We start from the raw sequence: 19,818 nt of genomic DNA on the forward strand, positions 1-19,818 counted from the left end.
AGATAAAAATGATTCCCCAAACCCAAACCGAAACATTTGCCCGCAATTGGATGGATTCCTGGAATAGCCATGGATTATCACTACGGCAAGTGCTTTGCGTATCACAACTGTACTCGAAGAACTGAATGAGGGAACAAAATTTCTGTCATAAGTCTCCATCAATTAAGGTATTTATTTTTTTCTTAGGGATGAGGAATTATGGCAAGTCCCGTGAGATGTGTAGATACCTATGCCCTCGAGGGGAGAGGATTAGGGATTTCTAATAACTCGGGGACTAGGATTCGAACCTAGATAGCTGGAGTCAGAGTCCAGAGTCCTGCCGTTGGACGATCCCCGAAAAAATTTTCTGGATAACTATTGGTTGGTTGGGCCTGAGAGTTCTTTTGCGGCGAATATTTTTTTCGCTAAGATCCCAAGGAGGTACTTCTCATAAACCTTCTAGTCGGCTCTCTCAAATTTTCTAAAGAAATAAAGGGATCCGTAACATCATCCTCTTCGCTGAACCCCGCATCTTCCATACTTAAAAAATCCTTCATCTCTTCCTGAGTAATACTGGCTCTTCTGAAAGGAGTAGGCTTTTTAACTGCCTTGATTTTTGGAAGCGCCTCTACCTGCTGTGCATCAAGTAACAAAGAAAACTGGTTTATTTTTTCCACGTTGGCCGGCTCTGGCCTAGAAGGAGGCAGATTTGTTGCCAAGTTTACTTTGGCTTTAGGCGGAATTTCGCTCTTCCTCGGAAGCTCCAAAAAGGAGGCATGAATCAGTTTCTGTATAGAAACAACAGCATTACTTCCCCTCCGAGTAATCTTCAGCCTGAACAACTCGAAGTTCATTCCTCTTAGGTAGGGAAGCAAGGGTTCTAGCTCGCTATTTACTGCTTGGGTCACTATCCAAAACTTAGGAGCTCGATTTTCTAGGCCTTGTAGCTCTGGAATCTGGCTATAGACCGATTTCGCTTTTTTCTGAATCACTTCAAACTGAGCAAAAAGTTCTAAGAAAGTCTCCACTTCCAATTTTTTAAAGTGCCAAGCAAAAATAGCCTCGCCCATTTGATTCTTGGCCACAAAAGGAACACAAAAGGATTCTGCAGCTAAAGAAAAATTGTACCTCAACAAACTCACCCCTGAATCAAGACGCAGCAACTGCCCCGATAAAAATTTAATCTTCGGGTTAAGTTGGGTGAAATGAATCGGATGCGTTAAATTCACTTCCCCACCACTTTCTGGGGGTCTGCGCTTCAAAAAACGAGGGATCAATCCTTTTACCTTTTTAAACTTCATCGTTAACTCTTTGGCTCTAATAATCCGAAATATGATTTATAAATAGCTTCTTCTTCTTGTATTTTCTCCCAAGCACGAAATTGATGATAAATTTTCTGGGCAATCCCTTTTAGGCAAGCCGTCACAAAAGAGCGAGGATGAGAAAGAACAACCGGCTCCTGAATAGATATGGAATGCAACAAATAATGATCGTAGGGAATATAACCCAAATAATTCATTTTTACGGAAGTTAAATGCTTGGCGACTACCTTACGCAATTTCTGAATAGCCAACAAGGAATCGCGCCTATCCTTCACACGATTGAGTATCACCTGAACCTCGACTGCCTGATGGGAACTCCAGGAATCTAGACATTTCACCAAACCGTAAGCGTCCATCATTGCCGTAATTTCTGGGTTGGTAACAAGAATAATCCCGTGTGCAGGTGTCAAAAAACGCATAATTTGGGGAGAAACCCCCGCAGCCAAGTCCACCAAAATAACATCAAAACTGGGCTCCAAACAGCTTAATTCTCGAGAGAAAGTTTTCCATTCGTGTTCTTCAAGCTCTGAAAGGTGCGAAGAACCTACACCACCTGGGAGCAAATACATCCCGGAAGGACATTCCACCAAAATATCTTTCAGATCTTTTCTACCCGCAAGCACATCCCCAATATCGCCCTTGGTTTCTACCCCCAACAGCAAATGGTCATTCGCCAAGCCAAAATCCGCATCAATCACAAGGACACGAAGCCCAATACTCTGCAGTGAAATGGCCAGGTTGGTGGTAATGGTCGTTTTCCCAGTTCCCCCTTTACCACTCGCTACGGCAATAACCTTGCTTTGGGCAGGAGGAATCGACTCTTGAATAAGAGACTTCACCCGGCCAATTTCAAAAGGAACCACAAAAGCAGAAGTATCTGCTGTCTCCTCCTCACCCAATTCAATCACCCAACTACTGCTTTGGACAACATTTGATGTTTCATTTTCCACAATAGAACTCCAAACACTTGGCCCATAGGAATATAATTCAATCTATGCTCTCTTCCCCATGGGAACATAATCTCTCGTATCGTAGCCAAGATAGATCTGTCGCGGACGGGCAATTTTTTGTTCTGTATCATTCACCATTTCTCCCCACTGCGAAATCCAACCCGCCGTGCGGGGGATGGCAAACAGCACGGGGAACATGGATACAGGAAATTTCAACGCTTGGTAAATGAGACCCGAATAAAAGTCAACATTGGGATAAAGTTTTCTCTTCACAAAATATTCATCTTCCAAGGCAATTTTTTCTAATTCGATGGCGATGTCTAGCAAAGGGTTCACCCCTGTCACCTCAAACACTTCGTAAGCAGTCTTCTTGATAATCTTTGCACGAGGGTCATAATTTTTATACACCCGATGTCCAAAGCCCATCAACTTTCCCTCTCCTGCCTTTACCTTCTTGATGAATTCTGGAATTTTATCTTTATGACCAATCTGCTGGAGCATAAGAAGTACGGCTTCGTTCGCACCTCCATGCAAAGGGCCATAAAGCGCTGCTATGGCCCCAGCCATCGCAGAATAAGGATCCACATCCGAGGAAGCAATAGAGCGCATGGCATTGGTAGAACAGTTCTGTTCGTGATCGGCATGCAAAATAAATAAAACATCCAAGGCCCGTTCCAGAACTGGATTAGGCTGATACTTGGGCTCCGACATTCGATAGAGCATGTTCAAAAAATTTCCAGAATAGGAAAGATCATTGTCCGGATACACATAGGGCATTCCCAAACTATGGCGGTAAGCAAAGGCGGCCAAGGTAGAAATTTTCCCAATCAGACGGTAAGTAGATTCTTTACGAATTTCGGGATCATGAATTTTTTTTGCATTGGGGTAAAAGGTGGAAAGTGCCGCCACCGCGCTCACAAGCATGCCCATGGGATGAGCATCGTAATGGAAGCCATCCATGAATTTTTTAATATTTTCGTGAACGAAGGTATGATGAATGATCTGATTATTCCATTCTTCCTGTTGTTTTTGAGTAGGCAATTCCCCGTGAATTAAAAGATAGGCAGTTTCGAGGTAGTTACTTTTTTCGGCAAGCTGTTCGATGGGAATGCCACGGTATCGTAAAATACCTTTATCGCCATCAATATAAGTGATTTTACTTTTACAGGAGGCCGTGTTGGTAAAGGCGGGATCATAAGTCATGAGACCAAAATCATCTTCCGATGTTTTGATCTGCCTTAAGTCCATGGCCTTAATCGTGTTGTCTTGAATGGAAACTTCGTAAGTTTTACCACTGCGGTTGTCGGTAATACTTAGGGAATTTTTTGGCATAGTGACCTCTGTATTAGGAGTTAAAGTTTTTTCGATGCGTAGTACTAAACTGTTTTATTTATTTTTTGAAGCATTTATCGTTCAGAAAGTAAAAAAAATTACAAAGAGGGCAAAGACTGTTCTGCATCATGTCTTTGAGAGGCATGAACCTCAGTTTCGCCCTCTGGAGCTTCTAAAGTTCTGAGCCGACTCGAGGGAAATACTTCGTGACAGTTCTTGTAATAGGAATAAAAATTTACTTCGTAAAAATCTCCCTCTATTTTTATCACTCTTCCTCTATTCCATTTCCCATTGCGAAACACCTCCACTTTATCCCCGGCCTTGTATACTTCCTCTTGTGCTGAGCTAAGAGAAGAAAAGGGCAAATGAATCACTAAAATGGCAGTCAAAATAAGAAAACACTTTTTCATGAAAATCTCTCTTAGCTGAATAGTGTAAAAAGAGAAGTAAAAAGAGGCGAGCAATTCTTTTTTTATGGATGAAGAAGTGCAGAGTTGCATGTAAACGGCTAGAAGCTATTGAATAAGAGGCTTGAGCAATTGGTCGATATAATCCCAATTGATAGCAGGATTTTGAGAGCTGTCTGCAGAGAGCAAATTCAATTCTTCGGGGATATTGCTCGCAGAGGGAAGGCTGGTTTCTTGAAAAAGGGCCGAAAAATTTACAATCGTCCCCTCTCCCGTTATAGGCTGCGGTGAACGCAAGGTGATGGAATCGGAAACAGTATTCAAGATTTTTTTATAGTTTTGCTCATCCCCGGCAGCGAGTCGCCACGCTATCCAACGGTCTGTCAACGATCCATTTAAAGGAGATTGAACAAAAGTGTCCCAATCGTTAAAAGCCGACCGCAAGAGATCTGCCTTGGAAACAATGCGACTTGCTCCTTGCGAATCCAAATCGCCAAAACGGGTATCCGAAGCGGACAATTGCCCATTGATGTCTCGGTAAAAATTTGGAGAAAGTGGCCAGCTGGGAAACTTGTCAAAACCCCAGTCATAGCTGAAAACTCCCTGAAAACCATAAGCCAAAAGACCTGTCGCAAATTTGGCGAAGCGGAAGTCTTTGGGAGTGATTTCAATTTTCTGATTCATTCCAAACAGAAGACCTTCTATAGAGACATTGGAATTCACATAAGCATCTTCAGAGGCCAGACAGCTTTGAACTTCTGCTAAATCAGACCCCAACTGACGAAGCGAGGTATTTAAATCTTCTGTGGCGATCTGCCCACCCAGCAAAGGCGTCCCCCATTGAACAGCAAGGTCGCCAAGAGAAGTGGACTGGCTGGAAGATTTTAAAAATAATTCACCAAAAATGATTTTTTTGTTCGCCAACAAGTAAGCCGGCGATTGGCCTTGAAGCTCTTCATAACGCAGGGGATTGTAACCGATAAAACTGGAAAGCCTTTGAGTATTTTCGTTGGATAAAATTTGCAGAAACTTGGAGACACAGCAAGAAAGCCCTGCGGTAGCATCGCTCGGGTTTTGATATTTCAGCGCACAATAATTTTCGCTGGCACAACCCAAATCACTTTGTTGCAGACAACTCCTTGCAGCCTCGAGGGAATACTGAGTTGGGGCATGGGTGGTTGAAAGACTGGGACTATTCGTAGAGGCACTCGAACCGCAGGCGGACAAGAAAAGTAAAAAAACAAAAATGATTTTTTTCATGAACATTCCCTCCCTTATGGAAGGGCTAGAGGAGATCTATGCACTTGTCGATAGAAAAGAGCTGTTTTGACGCAAAGTAGTAGTGCAGTGCGGCAATTTGAACCACTGTCGACTAGAAGTCACCCTCTCCCTCGACGGGAGAGGGCCGGGGAGAAATCTTGCGAGGCATTTTTCTTCTCCAGATTTTCATCATAAAAAGAAAAATTCTGGGGATTCCATTTTAAGGTTTCAGACCATTTTTTAGAAACAGAAAAATATCAACAAAGCGAAAATAAATTTATTTTTCATACTTTTTTCACACGAGTGAAATACAGTGATTATGGATTCTTAAACTTCAATCCTTTTACCAATTTAAAATGCTTATCGCAGGTCAGCAGAGTTCCATTTACTTTCAGGGTACAGGCTGCAATCCAGATATCGTTAGTGGGAATGGGTTTACCGATTTTACGAAGATCAGAATAAATCTCTCCATAAATCTTCGCAGTTTCAATATCCACTTCTATTACTTTTATATTATAATGACCCAAAAAATCGTTCAGATGAGAAATGTTCCTATGACAACGTTCACCATAAGAAAAACCATAAAAAAGTTCGCCGTATACAATGGAGGGAAAATAAAACTCTTCAAATGAGGTCAGAATTTCAACTCCATTTTGAGCATAATGATCACAAAAAGTATAGAAACACGTATCAATCACAGCTCTCATTTCCACATTTCCTCATCAATCTCAGAAAACACTTTCAAACGCTTATCAATTTCTTCATATTCTTTCTTATCCATTTTCCCAAAAAACTTTAAAAGTTTTTTCTTTCGCTGAGATTTTTCATCAAAGCCCAACTGCTTCTTCAATAACTCAAGCACCACTTGAGTTTTTGTTTTTCCACTCTTTTTGGCCTGTTGAATAATAGCTTTTTCCAACTCTTTTGGCATAGAACGTATACTTAATACACTCATAGAACCTCCTTGTACTACGTATTAGCATAACTGTAGTACAAGCTTAGTCAAACATAGTTCCGATTACAACCCCATCTTCTTTGCAATAATTTCTTTCATGATTTCCGAACTTCCCCCACCTATCGTCATCAAACGGATATCCCGAGTGTAACGCGACAAATCATATTCTTCCATGTAACCCGCACCCCCATGGGCTTGCAGACAATCATAAGCCACTTTTTGGGCTAAATCGCAGGCAAAAAGTTTTGCCATAGAAACCTCTTTGCTACATTCTACCCCTGCATTAAAAAGTGTCACCGCGTGATAAACGAGTCGCCTTGCGGCTTCGAGGGCAGTGGCATGTTCAGCAAATTTATGTTGCCATACCTGAAAATCAATCACTCTCTTACCAAAGGCTGCTCTTTCCTTTGCATAACGAATGCTGTCTTCGAGGATCAGCTGGGCGCTGGCCACACAGGTAACAGCCGCCACCAGGCGTTCTCCTTGAAAATTTTTCATAATGTAAGCAAAACCCATATTTTCTTGCCCCAAAATGTAACGCTGAGGAATTCGGCAATTCTCAAAATAGAGTAAGGCAGTGTCTGAAGAATGATTCCCCATTTTTTCGAGTTTTTTACCCACCGAAAAACCCAGGGTATCCGTGGGGAAAGTTACCAAACTAATTCCCTTATAACCTGCAGCCCCCGTCCTTACGGCAAGTGTAATAAAATCAGCACGACTCCCGTTGGTGATGTACATCTTGGCGCCATTGATAATGAGATCACTGCCTTCTTTTATAGCTCGGGTTTGAATATTCGCCACGTCTGATCCACAACCTGGTTCGGTAATTCCCAAGGCCGCAATTTTTTGCCCCTGAAGAGCTGGTATTAGAAAAAGTTTCTTCTGCTCTTCAGTTCCCAACACACTAAGGATAGGCGTGGCAATATCCGCCTGCACCATCAAATCCATCGCAAGCCCCGCCATTTTACAGCGAATAATCTCTTCGCAAAAAACCACTTTGAACCAATAATCCCCCCCACTCCCTCCAGACTCTTCTGGAAAACAAACCCCCAATATGCCAAGTTCCGCCGCCCTGGCAAAAATTTCGCGGGGGAAAGTACAGGCTTTCTCCCATTCTTCTTTGTGGGGAAGCAGCTCTTTCTCTGCAAAATCACGCACGGTTTTTCGAAAAAGTTCATGTTCGGAGCTAAAAGGAGAGAGATGGGTCATATTCAATTCCATTCAGTAAGTTTTGAAGTTTTGAAATTAGTCCTAATTTTCCGCAGGAGAACTGGCCCAAAAAACTTCCAACATCTTTATGAGTTCTACATATTCTTTAAACAAAACAGGTTTTTTGATAAAAAATTTAGCGCCTAACTTATAAGAATTATTTCTGTCCTCTTCATTAATGGACGTAGTGAGAACAGTGATTGGAATACCTTTCAAATCGGGAAAAGTCCCAATTTCTTTTAAAACGGCTCGACCATCTTTTTTAGGTAAATTTAAATCCAGAATAATCATCGAGGGAAGCGGATATTTTTTTTTATCCTGGAAAACGCCTTCATGATGAAGATATTGGAGAAGGTCCACTCCATTGGTGACACGACACAACTTTGCTTCTAATTTTGCTCCTTGAAAGGCATTCTGAATCAGAAAATAATGGTCATCATCGTCTTCTGCTATAAGCAGAACATTTTTTTTTGTAATCTGATCTTTCATAAAATCTTGTTTGTCATACCTCCACACTCCTCTCTTTTACAAGGCAAAGTCACTGAGAAAATAGCCCCTTGTTCGGGGACACTTTTTGCCTCAATTTTCCCGCCATGACGGGAAATGATTTTTTGGCAAATCGCCAACCCCAAACCACTCCCTTCGTACTCTCCCCGGCTGTGTAATCGCTGAAAGGGTTCTAAAATTTTACTGGAATATTCTGGTTCAAAACCAATACCATTGTCTTGCAGGCGAATTTCAACAAAGCATCTTTCTGAGGGGTGTACGCTGATTATAAGCTCCAAGGGAACATCCTTCTTCCTGTATTTAATGGCATTCATAATCAGATTTTGAAACAATTGCCTCATTTGGAGTTTATTCGCATACACTTGGGGAAGTGGATTAACCTGTATCATGGCCCTGGATTCTTTGATTTTCAAATCGAGCTCCACCAATATCTCCTGAATCAGGAGATTTAGATCCACCCTTTCGAAAGAGTCTTTTTGGACATTCACTTTTGCATATTGAAGAAGGTCTGTAATGAGCTGACTCATTCGATGAGAGGCCTTCTGAATGCGACCCAACAAAAACAAGGATTCTTCATCCAGATTTTGAGCCCCTTGTTCTCTAATGCTATCTGCAAATCCTCCGATAATATAGAGCGGTTCTTGTAGATCATGGGAAGCGATGTAAGCGAATTGTTCCAGCTCTTTATTAGAACGTTCCAATTCTTCCGTTTTTAGCTTTAAAGCCGCCTCCGCTCTTTTTCGTTCAGCAATTTCTTTTTTTAATTCCTGATTGGTCTTTGATAGCTCCAAAGTCCTTTTTTCTACGTTCTTCTCCAGCTCTGAATGGACTCTTTTAAGCTCTTCTTCATTTTTTTTACGTTCTGTTAAGTCTCGCGTCACCTTTGCAAAACCAAGGAGTGTTTTCTCTTGATCGTAGATGGCAGTAATAACCGTGCTTGCCCAAAACAAGGTTCCATCCTTGCGTTTTCTCCAACCCTCTTCTTCTACTCTTCCTTTCAAGGCAGCAAATTGAATTTCTTGTGCAGGCTTGGCCTTACCTTGATCTTCCTGAGTATAAAAACATGAAAAATGTTGCCCTACAATCTCTTGCTCAGCATAACCCATAATCCGCTCCGCTCCAGGATTCCAGGTTACAACAAAGCCTTTGGAATCGAGCATGAAAATCGCGTAATCCTGAACATGCTCAATCAATAAACCTTGCCGTTTCCAACTCTCCAACAACCCATTTTCTAATTTTTTTCCACGGAGGAGGGAATTTTTCGAAGAGATTATTTTTTTAATAAATTCAAACATAATTTCTCTTTGATCTTAGAAAAGAAAGGTGTAGAAATAAAGCCCTAAGTTGTCTACCCAATCCAGAGGGGAATCATGACCACAAAAAAAATAAAAGTTCTGATCATCGACGACGATATGGATTTACTTCATCTTCTCACAAAAAAACTGCATAAGAACGATGTTGAATGTATGTCTGCCACCCTGCCAGGGGAGGGCTTAAAGAAAGCCCAGGAATATAACCCCGACTTAGTTCTGTTAGATTTGAATTTACCAAAAATGAGCGGCTTTGGATTTCTAAGAGAATTCAAACGTCATTCCCAATTGTCTAATATCCCTGTAGTGGTTCTCACCTCAATCGCTGATGAAGATGTTTCTCAAGAGGCCCTCAACCTGGGAGCAGCCACTTACCTGACCAAAGCTTGCAGCGACCAGGAATTGCTTTCGGCAATCAATAAACATACCCCTTCCCATCCTTACTGGGCCCAAAAAAGCACTTAGACCTCACTTAAGATTTCAGAAACCGCTTCGCTTTTTAAAGGGAGAGTGATAATAAATTGGGTCCACTCGCCTTCTTGACTGAGAGCGCCGATTCTCCCCTGATGTTGCTCCACAATTTTTTTACAGATCGCAAGCCCAATACCGCTTCCTTCATACTGATTTCGACTATGGAGGCGTTGAAAAGGTGCAAAAATTTTCTCGACATATTCCTTCTCAAAACCAATCCCGTTGTCTTGGACTAATATTTTTACAGAAGTATCCGAATTCATTTCGCTCCTTACCTGTATGTGGGGGGCAATGTCTTTTCTGCGAAACTTGAGGGCATTGGAGAGAAGATTTTGGAACAATTGTCGCATCTGGAGTTCGTCAGCACAAACGGTAGGCAGAGAATCATATTCTATTTTTGCCTGACACTCTCGGATACGAATCTCGAGATCTCCTAGAACTTCCTGAAGGGTTTGATTGAGATCTACCCTTACAAAAGGCTTTGAGCACATCGTAATACGCGAAAATTCCAACACATCATAAATCAGTTGGCTCATACGTGCGGCAGCATTCCGAATTCGTTCAAGAAGAATCTGCATTTCCGGATCAATCTTCTTTTTGTACTGAGTTTGGAGGGTGTCGATAAAGGCCTGAATTACGTACAAAGGTTCCTGGAGATCGTGGGAGGCAATATAAGCAAATTGCTCCAACTCGGTATTCGATCGCTTCAACTCCTCTGTTTTTTGTTTTAAAAGATGGTTCGATTTCGCCAACTCTTTGGTGCGGTCTTTGACGCGAATTTCAAGCTCACTGTAGAGTTTTTGCAGCTCTTCTTCCGCTTTCTTACGGCGACTGATATCCCTGCTAATCCCCAAAACTCCCACCACTTCTCCTTTAATCAATTGGGGTTTGGAAGCACTTTCAACCACAAGATACTGCCCTGATTTTGACTGGATACGCATTTCAAAAACCGGAGGAGTGGTTCCCTTAAGCACTCTTTTGAAATTTTCCCTGATGCGGGGTAAATCGTCCGAATGAATAAGCGGGGCAAAATTTTTCCCTATCCACTCCTGAATCGTCCAGCCGGTAATCTTTTCAAAAGCTGGATTCAGAGAAATGATTGCTCCCTCCCTATCCACTATAGAAATTAAATCGGGTGCTGTTTCAATGAGGGTTTTATACCTCTGCTCCGAATAACGGAGAGCTTCTTCTATTTCCTTACGATCCTTGATTTCATCATTTAAACGACTAATGGAAGTTGTGTTTGTTTCGAGAGCTTCTGCCATTTGATTGAGTGAATTTGCCAACATTCCAAGCTCGTCTCCTCGATTGAGTAATACCCGGGCCTTGAAGTTTCCCTTTTTAATTTCCTGGGTGGCCTTTAAGAATATGGGAAGGGGTTTGGTGATAATCGACGAAGTGATGAAAGCCAAGACTGCACCAATAGCCATACAAACCAGGGTAATCAAAATATTAAAACGCGTTGTATGATTAACGATTTGGTACAAGCGCCCAAGCGTAAAGTCGATTTGAAGATAGCCCACCACATTGCTATCGGGAAGCAAAACAGGCCCCCCAATTTTAAGGAGATCTCCTTCTGTCTTAGAAATCCATTCTTTGGCCTTGAGAACTTTTTTATTAAAGGCCCCCTGTAATTTTTGATCACTTAAGCTGTTCTTGAGGGTCCCATCCGAAAGGATATTCCCCTCCATATCCATCACATAAATATTAATGATATCGGGGTTGATCCGAGTGTCTTCCAGATGCAGGCGGATGGCATTCGAATCCAAAAAATAGATGTCATTCATTAAGGTTTGTGCGATAAGATCCGTGATCTGCGTGCATTTTTTTTCATAGGTGCTCAAGATGAGTTGCTGACCTTCATGAATGGAAAATAAAGAAATAGCTCCACCGACAATGAGAATCAGCAAAAAAGTATAAGCAATCAGTTTTAAACGAATGCTGGTCTTCATTGGAAATTGAATTCGGAATTAAGATATTTGTTGGCTTTTAATAAAGGATCCAAGGCGTTGGGAGGGATTTCTACGAACTTAGAAATTTCGTCTAGATCTTTCAGAATGACCTTCCCTTCATCGGTCTTATGCATATTTTGAAGGACGAATTTGAGACGAGTCAGCAGTTTAGGAGATAGATCGGATCGATAGCCAATTAAAAGAGAAGGAAGAGAAATAGTCTTCTCGATAATTCTCAGTTGATCCAGGGATTCCTTCGCCTGTTTTGCATAAATGTGCGAATCTACCGCTCCTGCATCCACCTTTCCTTTTTTTACCCAAAGCAAGGTATTGATGTCGTCCCTGCTGAAGATATAGCCCAATTCTCCCATCCCCACCTCATCGGTAACTTTTTTAAGAAGCTTAAGTTTCAGGCCTTTTTCCATCAATAGCCATTTCGGCAACAGATAACCCTCAGCAGAAAGAGGATCTTCAAACGCGATTTTCCTGCCTTGTAAATCCGTTAACTTTTTCATTGCACTATTACTTTTCACAAAAATGACTGAGGGATGCCTATCTGCACCTTGAGAAAGCGCTTGAAGCAGAAACTTCATTCCGCTTAAACGATTGAGTGCAAGTGCCGTAAAAGGATTTCCAAAGTAGATATCCACTTTGTCTTCTTGAATCAATTGTCCGATTTTAATAATATTTTTCTCAACTCTGAGCTTTACTTTGTCCACTTCCTGCATTTGAAGTCTTTGGGCAATATAGTTGGAAAAGGGAAGCAACCTTTTGATTTCGTTACTCGGAGTTGAATTAAGGGTGGCAAGAACCAAGGGATCAGCCTGTGCAAGGGAAACAGGAGAAAGTAGGAAACCGCAACACAGCAAAATAGAAAGGGTAAAGGCCTGTCCGAAATGATTCGCTTTTTTAGACCCCGTATCCATGCCTAAAAGTGTGAGCCTGATCAAAAATGCTGTCAAGAGTTGTCAATGGGATCACTCATGTCGTAAAGCCTGGATAGGATTAAGCTGGGAGGCTTTCTTGGCGGGCCAAAGACCGAAAACAATTCCAATGCCTGCAGAAAACACAAAGGCTAGAATAATGGAGCCTGAAGAAACAATGGCCGCCCAACCCGAGAGTTTGGACATCAGATAGGTCACCGTCCAACCCAGACTCACTCCGATGAGCCCGCCCGTCACACTCACCACCATCGCCTCGATCAGAAATTGCATTAAAATATCACGACGCTTGGCGCCCAAGGCCTTTCTTAAACCAATTTCCCGGGTACGTTCGGTGACAGAAACCAGCATGATATTCATAATTCCAATCCCCCCCACCACCAGTGAAATGGTGGCAATCGAAGCCAATAACCAGGAAAGGGTTTTGCTGGTTTCGGAAAGTGCAGCCTGAATGTCAGCCATGTTTCGCACTTCAAAACTTTTTTGCTGCTGGTTGGGATCCAAACGATATCGCCGTTGCACAAGCTCCTGAATTTCATTTTGGGCCGTATCCAACAGAGAAGCATCCTTTACTTCGATATCGATAGAATCGACATAGTCTTTTCCTAAAAGGCGTCGCATCGCTGTATTGAGGGGAATCACAATCACGTCATCCTGATCTCTAAAACCGTTGGCCCCTTTCTCGGGCAATACACCGATCACCTGAAAAAGCACCTTGTTGATTTTAAAATATTCTCCCAGCGGATTATTGGTTCCGAAGAGTTCGCGCACAATGGTTTTTCCGATCACGGCTACACGGGCGCGTTTTTGATTTTCTTCTTCGTCAAAAAATCTCCCTGATGAAGGCTCTGAGGCACGCATACTCGCATAATCGGGCCCCACCCCCTGAATTTGAGTACTCCAGTTCTTATCCAGATAAACCACCTGCCCCCGACCTGTCACCGAGGGAGAAACACGCGAAACACTTTCCACATTTTGCTTCACATCTCGCGCATCCTCCAGGGTGAGACGGCTGACTGCTGCAGCCCCCAGAGAAACGCCTTGAGTTCGTGCTGCACCCGGACGAAGCACCAATAAATTGGAGCCCAGGGAGGCCAACTGTGTTTCCACCGAACTCTTGGCCCCTGCCCCCAAAGCAAGCATAGCAATGACTGCAGCGACTCCGATGAGAATTCCCAGCATCGATAAAATCGAACGAATTTTATTAGAAACAATAGACCCGAAGGCTTGACGGAAATGTTCGGCCATTTCCTTGAAAAAAGATCCCGAAGAAAATTTTCTACTTTCTTTTCCCCTCTCCCTCGAGGGGAGAGGGCCAGGGAGAGGGTGATGCTCGACCCGCTCATCCGACTGAATTTTTCCATCTCGCATGCGAATAATACGTTTAGTCCTTGCCCCTATTTCGGGCTCATGCGTCACTATAACCACGGTAATGCCCGCTTCATTTAAGCGCGTTAAAATCTGAATAATTTCTTCTTCACTTGCAGAATCCAGATTTCCAGTGGGTTCATCCGCGAAAACCAGGGGAGGATCATTAATGAGGGATCGGGCGATGGCCACCCGCTGTTGCTGCCCTCCCGAAAGCTCGCTGGGTTTATGGTCTAACCTATTCCCTAAACCTACTTGACCTAAAAGTTCCTGGGCATGATCGTCTGAGGCCTGAAAATTGGAATAAATAAGAGGAAGCGCAACATTTTGCAGTGCGGAACGCCTGGCCAAGAGATTAAATTGCTGAAAGATAAAACCGATCGTCCGGCTGCGGAGCAGGGCCAACTCATCTTCGCTCAAATGAGAAACTTCCTCGCCCAAGAGCTTGTAAGATCCTTCATCCGGCACATCCAGCAAACCCAAAATATGCATCAGAGTCGACTTTCCGGAACCGGAAGGCCCCATGATGGCCACGAATTCTCCCTTCTCAATCGTAAGAGTCACACCATCCAAGGCCTTCACAGGGGTATCACCCATCACATAGGTTTTAGAAAGATTGGTGATTTGTATCATGGTGTTGAATTCACTAATGCCGCGGTGTTCCTAACGGTGAGCCCAAGGGACTCGCCGAAGTCTTACTCTTATCCCCTTTCCCATTTTTATTTTTAAGCATCGCCTTTTCACCTTCCTGCAAACCTGAAAGAATCTCTACTTTCTTACCATCAGTCAAACCTACCTGAATCTCCTTCTGAATGGGATTTTGCGGATCTTGAGGATTGGTCTGCCAAACAAAATTTTTGTTTTTATAATGACTGATGGCTTCCAGCGGCAGAGTTAATACTTGCGATTTATTTTCCACATAAAAAGTGACATTGGCGGTCATCCCACTGCGCATAAACTCGGGAATTTCTTCTGCCAACACATCGACTTCATAAACCGTCACGTTGTTTACCGTCTTGGCTTCAAAGGCAATGTGGTCCACATGGGCCTGAATTTTTTGTTGGCTATAGGCATCCAAAACAAACTCCGCCTTTTGCCCCAGACGTACAGTGCTCATATCCGTTTCATCTACTTGCGCTTTCACGATGAGTTTATCAGACATCACCAAAACAGGATCTTGTCCCGTCACCGTTTGTCCCGATTGAATGGTTTTTGCGATAATCATCCCGTCCAAAGGAGCAATTAAAGGAGTAGGTTTGTAAAGAGTTTCCCAATATTTTAAAGTTTCCGATCCTTGTGCCCGAGCGGCGTCCAACAATACAGCTCTTTCGGTAGAACTCATCCAGGCCAGAATTTGTCCTTTGGTGACCCTATCCCCCTCATTCACCAGAACTTCTTCCGCTCGACCCGCAATAGGAGGCTTTATTTCCAATCGATTGTAAGGTTGAACCAGGCCTGTAGTCAGAATACTTTTTTGAATATCGGAGCGTGTGACAGAAAATATTTTGTTGATAGATTCTTCATCCGCCTGTTGAAAATAAAAATTCCAAATCAAAAAACCTAGACCTAAAATTAGAAGCAGAAGAATAAAATAAACCCATTTTTTGCTTTTTTTCTTCACGGTATTACTCCCTTTCCCTGAGCCTGTTCCCAAGCCGCTTCCGCCAGAACTGCATCATTCAGGCTGGAGAGAGTTGATTTTTGAGTATTGATGAGATCACTTTCGATGAGATCCCAATCTTGAAATGAAACCAGACCGTTTGCATACTGGCTACGGGCAATTTCTGCTCGCATCAGTGAAGATTCAAGAAACTTTTTTTGTACTTCACTCGACTGAATGGCATTCACAAAATCGGAATAAGTTTTTTGTAAATTATAAATGAGACCGTTTTGTACGCTCTGAAGGGCATAAACACTACGGCGATGTTCTGCCTCGGCACCTTTGACATCGAAGTAGGTTTTTCCTCCACTAAAAAAGGGGTAAGAAAGGTTCACCCCCGCTGCCCAGCGAGAGACGGCTTCACTGGTATCATTGCGCACACGCGAAAAAGAGGCAGTGGCATCCAGAGAGGGATACAACCCGCTTTTCGCAATTTTAGTAGATGACTTTGCTGAATCTACCTGTGCCTTGGATTGCAAAAAAGAGGGAGTTGTTTTGGCCAAGGCTTCAAAATCATTTATCTTGCTTGGCAGCGTGGTTTTAAAGTTCCCTTTTACCAAAAAATCTTCTGTGTCTTTTGATCCCAAAACCTGAAGCAACGCAGCACGAGCCACTTTCAGGTTCTGCCGAGCCTGAAGCACCTCAAACTCCGCCTGTTTGGTCTGAGCCTCTGTCCTCAGATAAGACCCTTTATTTTCTCGTCCGACTTCATAACGAAGATTCACCAATTTTAAATTTTGCTCTCGACGAGGGACAATGCTTTCAGTCAATTTCAGTTCTTCCTGAGCAAACAACAATCTATAAAAAGCCGTTTTCAAGTTAAAACTCACCTGTGTTTTCACCAGAGCCAGGTTGGCTTGAGCAGCCTCCAGATCGGCCCTGCTTTTTTCAATAGAAGCCAAGCTCTTAAAGCCTGAAAACAGATTTTGCTGAACACTAGGCCCCACCGAAACCTGATGCTGAACACCCCCATGACTGGAAGCATCAAGCGCGCTGGAGGATGAAATATCGGAATCGGAAGCCCCATAAGTGGCCATTCCCGAAAACTTGGGAACAAAATCGATATAGCTACCATTATAGGCTAACACGGCTTTTTTAACGGATTCTTCAGCGACCGCCAGATCAGGATTATACAGCGAGACTTCTTGCACACAATCTTCAAAAGTAAATATTTTTTGGCCTTGAGCTTGAGTAAAGGCTGGAATTAAAAAAAAGCAGAAAATAAAAATTAAAAGATTTTTTTTCGCAAGAAATTGGGGCACGGTCCGATTAAGGTAGTAAAATCCTCAGGCTTATTCAAGGATAAATAACTTCGATTAACTACGCGCTTCTAAGTGCCGCCAAGAGTTTTTGGTCCTCATTTACGACAAACTGGGACTTTATATCAGACAACACCTTGCCCAAGTTTTACCCTATTTTATCCAAAACTATTTTCAGATCATTCTCGGGCAACTGACAACTCTGATTCTCACACAAATAAAAAGTGACCTGATTATTTTGAATGCGGCGTCCTTTGAGTAAAGGGGGAAAATTCGACTCCTTTTCCGATCCCGTTAAAGTGAGATGAGGATGAAAAACTTGTGAAATCTTTTGAATCATTTTTTCCATTTCAGCGGATGCCGACATAATTACCAATTCCTGCTTGGCCTTGAGCAGAAAATCATAAGCAATCAGCATTTGTGAGCAGGCATGGGGATAGGCAGAGATGAGCTTTGAAAAATGGGAAAAAATAGTGAGGGCATCTTCTTTAAAAGAAGCATCCCCTGTTAAATGATAAAGGCGCAGCAAATTGAAGGCGCTCACCGCATTCCCACTGGGCAAGGCCGTATCCATACAGTCTTTGCTGCGAAGCAAAACGCTTTCGTCTAAGCCGTCGCTAAAAAAGAAGGCGCCTTTTGTAACATCCCAGAAGAGTTCTTTTTGTTTTTGTTGCAGTTCAACGACTCGTTGTAAAATTTGTGGATTCGGAGAGGCCTCTTGGAAATCGAGCAACCCTTGAATGAGAAAGGCATAGTCGTCTAAATACCCTGCGTATTTCACTTCATTTTGTGCATAGCGCGCAAAGAGCTTTCCCTCTTGAAAGAGTCCACTTTTCTCGAAAATAAAATTTATTGTGCCCTTTAAAGCACTCAAATATTTTTGATCCCCTAAAATTCGAAATCCTAGCGCAAAAGCAGAGAGCATTAAGCCATTCCAAGAAGTGAGAATTTTTTCATCTCGATGAGGTCGAATTCTTTTTTCTCGAACTGCGAAAAGTTTTTCTTGAGCCGATTTTGCAAAGAGATTTTCTTTGTCCTTCCAGGTAAATTGATCTTGAGGCCAAAGCACATTCGAGGAGTGCTCGAAATTTCCAGACTCCGTCACCCCATACATTTTTTGAAATAGCTGAAATTCATCTTCACTTAAAACTTGTTTCAATTCAGAATAGGACCAGGCATAAAACTTTCCTTCTTCTCCTTCGCTGTCGGCATCTTCCGCCGAAAAAAATCCGCCTTCCGGATGCTGCAAATCGCGCAACACATAATCCAAAATCTCTTTCGCAACACTAGCAAACATCTCTCGCAAATTCCCCTCTCCCCTTGGGGGAGAGGGACAGAGTGAGGGGTCTGCCAACACCTGACAAGCTTCCAGATAGGTTTTGGCGAGCAAGGCATTGTCATATAGCATTTTTTCAAAGTGAGGAATCAACCATTTTTCATCGGTAGAATAACGCGCAAAACCGCCACCCAAGTGATCGTACATTCCACCACGGGCCATTTTTTCTAAAGTGTATGTGACTGCATGCAAAAGTAACGGGGCCTTATTTTGATGGTAGAGACGCAGCAACAAAGAAAGTTGTGTGGCTTGCGGAAACTTTGGAGCAGATCCAAAACCACCCCATTTCGAATCGAAAGTAGCCAGAGAATGTTCAGTAAATTTTTTGAAAATTTCTTCATCCATTTCCACACGAGTAAGATCCGGATCTTTTTGAGCACGAATGTGTGCTAAAAGTTCTTCCCCCGATTTCTGAAGATTCGCCTGATCGGTTCTCCAAATTTCTGCAATTTTTTCAAGTAAACCTATAAATTGGACGCGAGGCCAGTAAGTGCCCCCATAAAAGGGTTTGAGGTCGGGCGTTAAAAATATTGAAAGCGGCCAACCTCCCCGCTGCCCCATGGCATGTACAGCGGCCATGTAGATTTCGTCGATATCAGGCCGTTCTTCCCGATCAATTTTGATATTGATAAAATACCGGTTCATCACTTGTGCCACCTGCTCATTTTCAAAACTCTCGTGTGCCATCACGTGACACCAATGACAGGTGGAATAACCAATGCTCAGAAAGATAGGTTTGTTTTGTTCTTTGGCAGCCTGGAAAGCTGCTTCACCCCAAGAGTACCAATTTACAGGATTATCTTTGTGTTGAAGGAGATAGGGGGATTTTTCATTTTGAAGTAAATTCATAATAATGAAATGTCTTTCGTTTCCATTCGTCCATGCAAAACACGATTCACAGAAACTGTTTTCTCAATCACTCGATACACGATGAGATATTCCCCCAAGAAAACTTCGTAATCGTTTTCTGAACCCCAATAAAATTTGTCTGTTACTTTTTTCCCACGTAAAGGAAAATACTGGAGAGATTTGATTTTGGATAAGATTTGTTTTTTGAAATTTGTCGCTGCTTTTGGTTTATCAAGACGAATATGGTTCACAATTTCTCGAATATCGTTGTTAGCGGGTCTAGAAATAAAAACGCCGTATTTTATCACATTTTCTCCAGTTCTTTTTTGAACTCTTCAAGGCTAACGCAATCCCCTCTTTCAATGGCGTCAGACCCTTCCTGCAAAGCCTTAATAAAAACCTCTCTTTCAAAACGTTTTTCAAAATCTTTTACATCCATACACACCATGGTCGCTCTCCCATTTTGTGTCACAAAAATAGGACGCTGTGTTTTTTGTAAACGTTTAATCACCTTACTTGCGCCATGTACCAGGTCACTAATGGGAATAATATCTTCAGTTAAAGATCTAATCATAAAATTCTCCTATTTAAATTATATTTAGATATAATCAATTCTTTCAGAAAAAATCAAGGCACTTTCCCCTTAATAAGTCCCGCCACCACACATCCCGGGAACTATCCATGTTTGAGGTGTTGAATCATAGGGAGAACCTTCATATTAAAGTTGACATAAATCTAGGCCCTTATCTAA

Annotated in this window: 19 protein-coding genes and 1 tRNA gene; 1 reads left to right on the plus strand and 19 read right to left on the minus strand. The window is 42.5% G+C overall.

All coding sequences use genetic code 11. The annotated features are described in order from the left end of the window. Window positions 1-266: 266 nt before the first annotated feature. The 11 genes from HQM15_07385 to HQM15_07435 form a co-directional block, all read right to left on the minus strand. A tRNA-Gln gene (locus tag HQM15_07385) sits at window positions 267-337 on the minus strand. 67 nt (window positions 338-404) lie between these two features. Then, window positions 405-1,280 (minus strand): hypothetical protein, encoded by an 876-nt coding sequence (locus tag HQM15_07390; protein MBF0492586.1) that lies wholly within the window; start codon window positions 1,278-1,280, stop codon window positions 405-407. Window positions 1,281-1,282: 2 nt separating this feature from the next. Continuing rightward, on the minus strand, window positions 1,283-2,293 hold the full coding sequence (locus tag HQM15_07395) for an AAA family ATPase (protein ID MBF0492587.1): 1,011 nt from the start codon (window positions 2,291-2,293) through the stop codon (window positions 1,283-1,285). After that, window positions 2,294-3,583: a citrate synthase gene (locus HQM15_07400; GenBank protein MBF0492588.1), complete on the minus strand. Its 1,290-nt coding sequence runs from the start codon at window positions 3,581-3,583 to the stop codon at window positions 2,294-2,296. Window positions 3,584-3,681: 98 nt separating this feature from the next. Then, on the minus strand, window positions 3,682-3,993 hold the full coding sequence (locus HQM15_07405; protein MBF0492589.1) for a hypothetical protein: 312 nt from the start codon (window positions 3,991-3,993) through the stop codon (window positions 3,682-3,684). 105 nt (window positions 3,994-4,098) lie between these two features. Then, window positions 4,099-5,250: a hypothetical protein gene (locus tag HQM15_07410; GenBank protein ID MBF0492590.1), complete on the minus strand. Its 1,152-nt coding sequence runs from the start codon at window positions 5,248-5,250 to the stop codon at window positions 4,099-4,101. A gap of 317 nt (window positions 5,251-5,567) precedes the next feature. Next, a complete protein-coding gene (locus tag HQM15_07415; GenBank protein ID MBF0492591.1) occupies window positions 5,568-5,957 on the minus strand; it encodes a type II toxin-antitoxin system VapC family toxin in 390 nt (129 codons plus the stop codon). Next, window positions 5,954-6,205 carry a hypothetical protein gene (locus HQM15_07420; protein MBF0492592.1) on the minus strand — a complete coding sequence of 84 codons (252 nt, stop codon included), beginning with the start codon at window positions 6,203-6,205 and terminating at the stop codon, window positions 5,954-5,956. Before HQM15_07420 ends, HQM15_07415 begins: the two co-directional genes overlap by 4 nt. Window positions 6,206-6,268: 63 nt before the next feature. After that, entirely contained in the window at window positions 6,269-7,414 is a 1,146-nt protein-coding gene (locus HQM15_07425; GenBank protein ID MBF0492593.1) for an acyl-CoA dehydrogenase family protein, read from the minus strand. Between the two features lie 42 nt (window positions 7,415-7,456). Further along, the gene (locus tag HQM15_07430) at window positions 7,457-7,903 is read right to left on the minus strand and encodes a response regulator (protein ID MBF0492594.1); all 447 of its coding nucleotides are present in this window, start codon (window positions 7,901-7,903) and stop codon (window positions 7,457-7,459) included. Beyond that, window positions 7,900-9,216, minus strand: coding sequence for a PAS domain S-box protein (locus tag HQM15_07435; GenBank protein MBF0492595.1), 1,317 nt, complete (start codon window positions 9,214-9,216; stop codon window positions 7,900-7,902). Before HQM15_07435 ends, HQM15_07430 begins: the two co-directional genes overlap by 4 nt. 75 nt (window positions 9,217-9,291) lie before the next feature. Between HQM15_07435 and HQM15_07440 the strand changes: the two genes are divergently transcribed. Beyond that, complete coding sequence (locus HQM15_07440; protein MBF0492596.1) at window positions 9,292-9,696, plus strand: response regulator; 405 nt, start codon at window positions 9,292-9,294, stop codon at window positions 9,694-9,696. Here HQM15_07440 and HQM15_07445 read toward each other — a convergent pair. The 8 genes from HQM15_07445 to HQM15_07480 all read right to left on the minus strand — a co-directional run bounded on the left by HQM15_07445 (window position 9,693) and on the right by HQM15_07480 (window position 19,641). Continuing rightward, window positions 9,693-11,654, minus strand: coding sequence for a PAS domain S-box protein (locus HQM15_07445; GenBank protein MBF0492597.1), 1,962 nt, complete (start codon window positions 11,652-11,654; stop codon window positions 9,693-9,695). The two genes, HQM15_07440 and HQM15_07445, sit on opposite strands and share 4 nt — an antisense overlap. After that, window positions 11,651-12,580 (minus strand): phosphate/phosphite/phosphonate ABC transporter substrate-binding protein, encoded by a 930-nt coding sequence (locus HQM15_07450; protein ID MBF0492598.1) that lies wholly within the window; start codon window positions 12,578-12,580, stop codon window positions 11,651-11,653. The genes HQM15_07445 and HQM15_07450 overlap by 4 nt, the downstream gene beginning before the upstream one ends. Before the next feature lie 51 nt (window positions 12,581-12,631). Beyond that, a complete protein-coding gene (locus HQM15_07455) occupies window positions 12,632-14,596 on the minus strand; it encodes an ABC transporter permease (GenBank protein MBF0492599.1) in 1,965 nt (654 codons plus the stop codon). A gap of 13 nt (window positions 14,597-14,609) precedes the next feature. After that, the gene (locus HQM15_07460; GenBank protein MBF0492600.1) at window positions 14,610-15,584 is read right to left on the minus strand and encodes an efflux RND transporter periplasmic adaptor subunit; all 975 of its coding nucleotides are present in this window, start codon (window positions 15,582-15,584) and stop codon (window positions 14,610-14,612) included. Further along, window positions 15,581-16,885: a TolC family protein gene (locus HQM15_07465; GenBank protein ID MBF0492601.1), complete on the minus strand. Its 1,305-nt coding sequence runs from the start codon at window positions 16,883-16,885 to the stop codon at window positions 15,581-15,583. Before HQM15_07465 ends, HQM15_07460 begins: the two co-directional genes overlap by 4 nt. 145 nt (window positions 16,886-17,030) lie before the next feature. After that, window positions 17,031-19,067 carry a thioredoxin domain-containing protein gene (locus HQM15_07470; protein MBF0492602.1) on the minus strand — a complete coding sequence of 679 codons (2,037 nt, stop codon included), beginning with the start codon at window positions 19,065-19,067 and terminating at the stop codon, window positions 17,031-17,033. Next, window positions 19,064-19,375: a type II toxin-antitoxin system RelE/ParE family toxin gene (locus HQM15_07475; protein MBF0492603.1), complete on the minus strand. Its 312-nt coding sequence runs from the start codon at window positions 19,373-19,375 to the stop codon at window positions 19,064-19,066. The genes HQM15_07470 and HQM15_07475 overlap by 4 nt, the downstream gene beginning before the upstream one ends. Beyond that, window positions 19,372-19,641, minus strand: a complete 270-nt coding sequence (locus HQM15_07480) for a type II toxin-antitoxin system Phd/YefM family antitoxin (protein MBF0492604.1) — start codon at window positions 19,639-19,641, stop codon at window positions 19,372-19,374. Before HQM15_07480 ends, HQM15_07475 begins: the two co-directional genes overlap by 4 nt. Between the last annotated feature and the right edge of the window lie 177 nt (window positions 19,642-19,818).

The sequence above is a fragment of the Deltaproteobacteria bacterium genome, from assembly GCA_015233135.1.
GTDB lineage: Bacteria > UBA10199 > UBA10199 > JADFYH01 > JADFYH01 > JADFYH01.

Coding starts and splice junctions, on each gene's coding strand:
- HQM15_07390 (MBF0492586.1), bottom strand. CDS start 1,280: ATGAAGTTTAAAAAGGTAAAAGGATTGATCCCTCGTTTTTTGAAGCGC.
- HQM15_07400 (MBF0492588.1), bottom strand. CDS start 3,583: ATGCCAAAAAATTCCCTAAGTATTACCGACAACCGCAGTGGTAAAACT.
- HQM15_07405 (MBF0492589.1), bottom strand. CDS start 3,993: ATGAAAAAGTGTTTTCTTATTTTGACTGCCATTTTAGTGATTCATTTG.
- HQM15_07410 (MBF0492590.1), bottom strand. CDS start 5,250: ATGAAAAAAATCATTTTTGTTTTTTTACTTTTCTTGTCCGCCTGCGGT.
- HQM15_07415 (MBF0492591.1), bottom strand. CDS start 5,957: ATGAGAGCTGTGATTGATACGTGTTTCTATACTTTTTGTGATCATTAT.
- HQM15_07420 (MBF0492592.1), bottom strand. CDS start 6,205: ATGAGTGTATTAAGTATACGTTCTATGCCAAAAGAGTTGGAAAAAGCT.
- HQM15_07425 (MBF0492593.1), bottom strand. CDS start 7,414: ATGACCCATCTCTCTCCTTTTAGCTCCGAACATGAACTTTTTCGAAAA.
- HQM15_07430 (MBF0492594.1), bottom strand. CDS start 7,903: ATGAAAGATCAGATTACAAAAAAAAATGTTCTGCTTATAGCAGAAGAC.
- HQM15_07435 (MBF0492595.1), bottom strand. CDS start 9,216: ATGTTTGAATTTATTAAAAAAATAATCTCTTCGAAAAATTCCCTCCTC.
- HQM15_07440 (MBF0492596.1), top strand. CDS start 9,292: ATGACCACAAAAAAAATAAAAGTTCTGATCATCGACGACGATATGGAT.
- HQM15_07445 (MBF0492597.1), bottom strand. CDS start 11,654: ATGAAGACCAGCATTCGTTTAAAACTGATTGCTTATACTTTTTTGCTG.
- HQM15_07450 (MBF0492598.1), bottom strand. CDS start 12,580: ATGGATACGGGGTCTAAAAAAGCGAATCATTTCGGACAGGCCTTTACC.
- HQM15_07455 (MBF0492599.1), bottom strand. CDS start 14,596: ATGATACAAATCACCAATCTTTCTAAAACCTATGTGATGGGTGATACC.
- HQM15_07470 (MBF0492602.1), bottom strand. CDS start 19,067: ATGAATTTACTTCAAAATGAAAAATCCCCCTATCTCCTTCAACACAAA.
- HQM15_07480 (MBF0492604.1), bottom strand. CDS start 19,641: ATGATTAGATCTTTAACTGAAGATATTATTCCCATTAGTGACCTGGTA.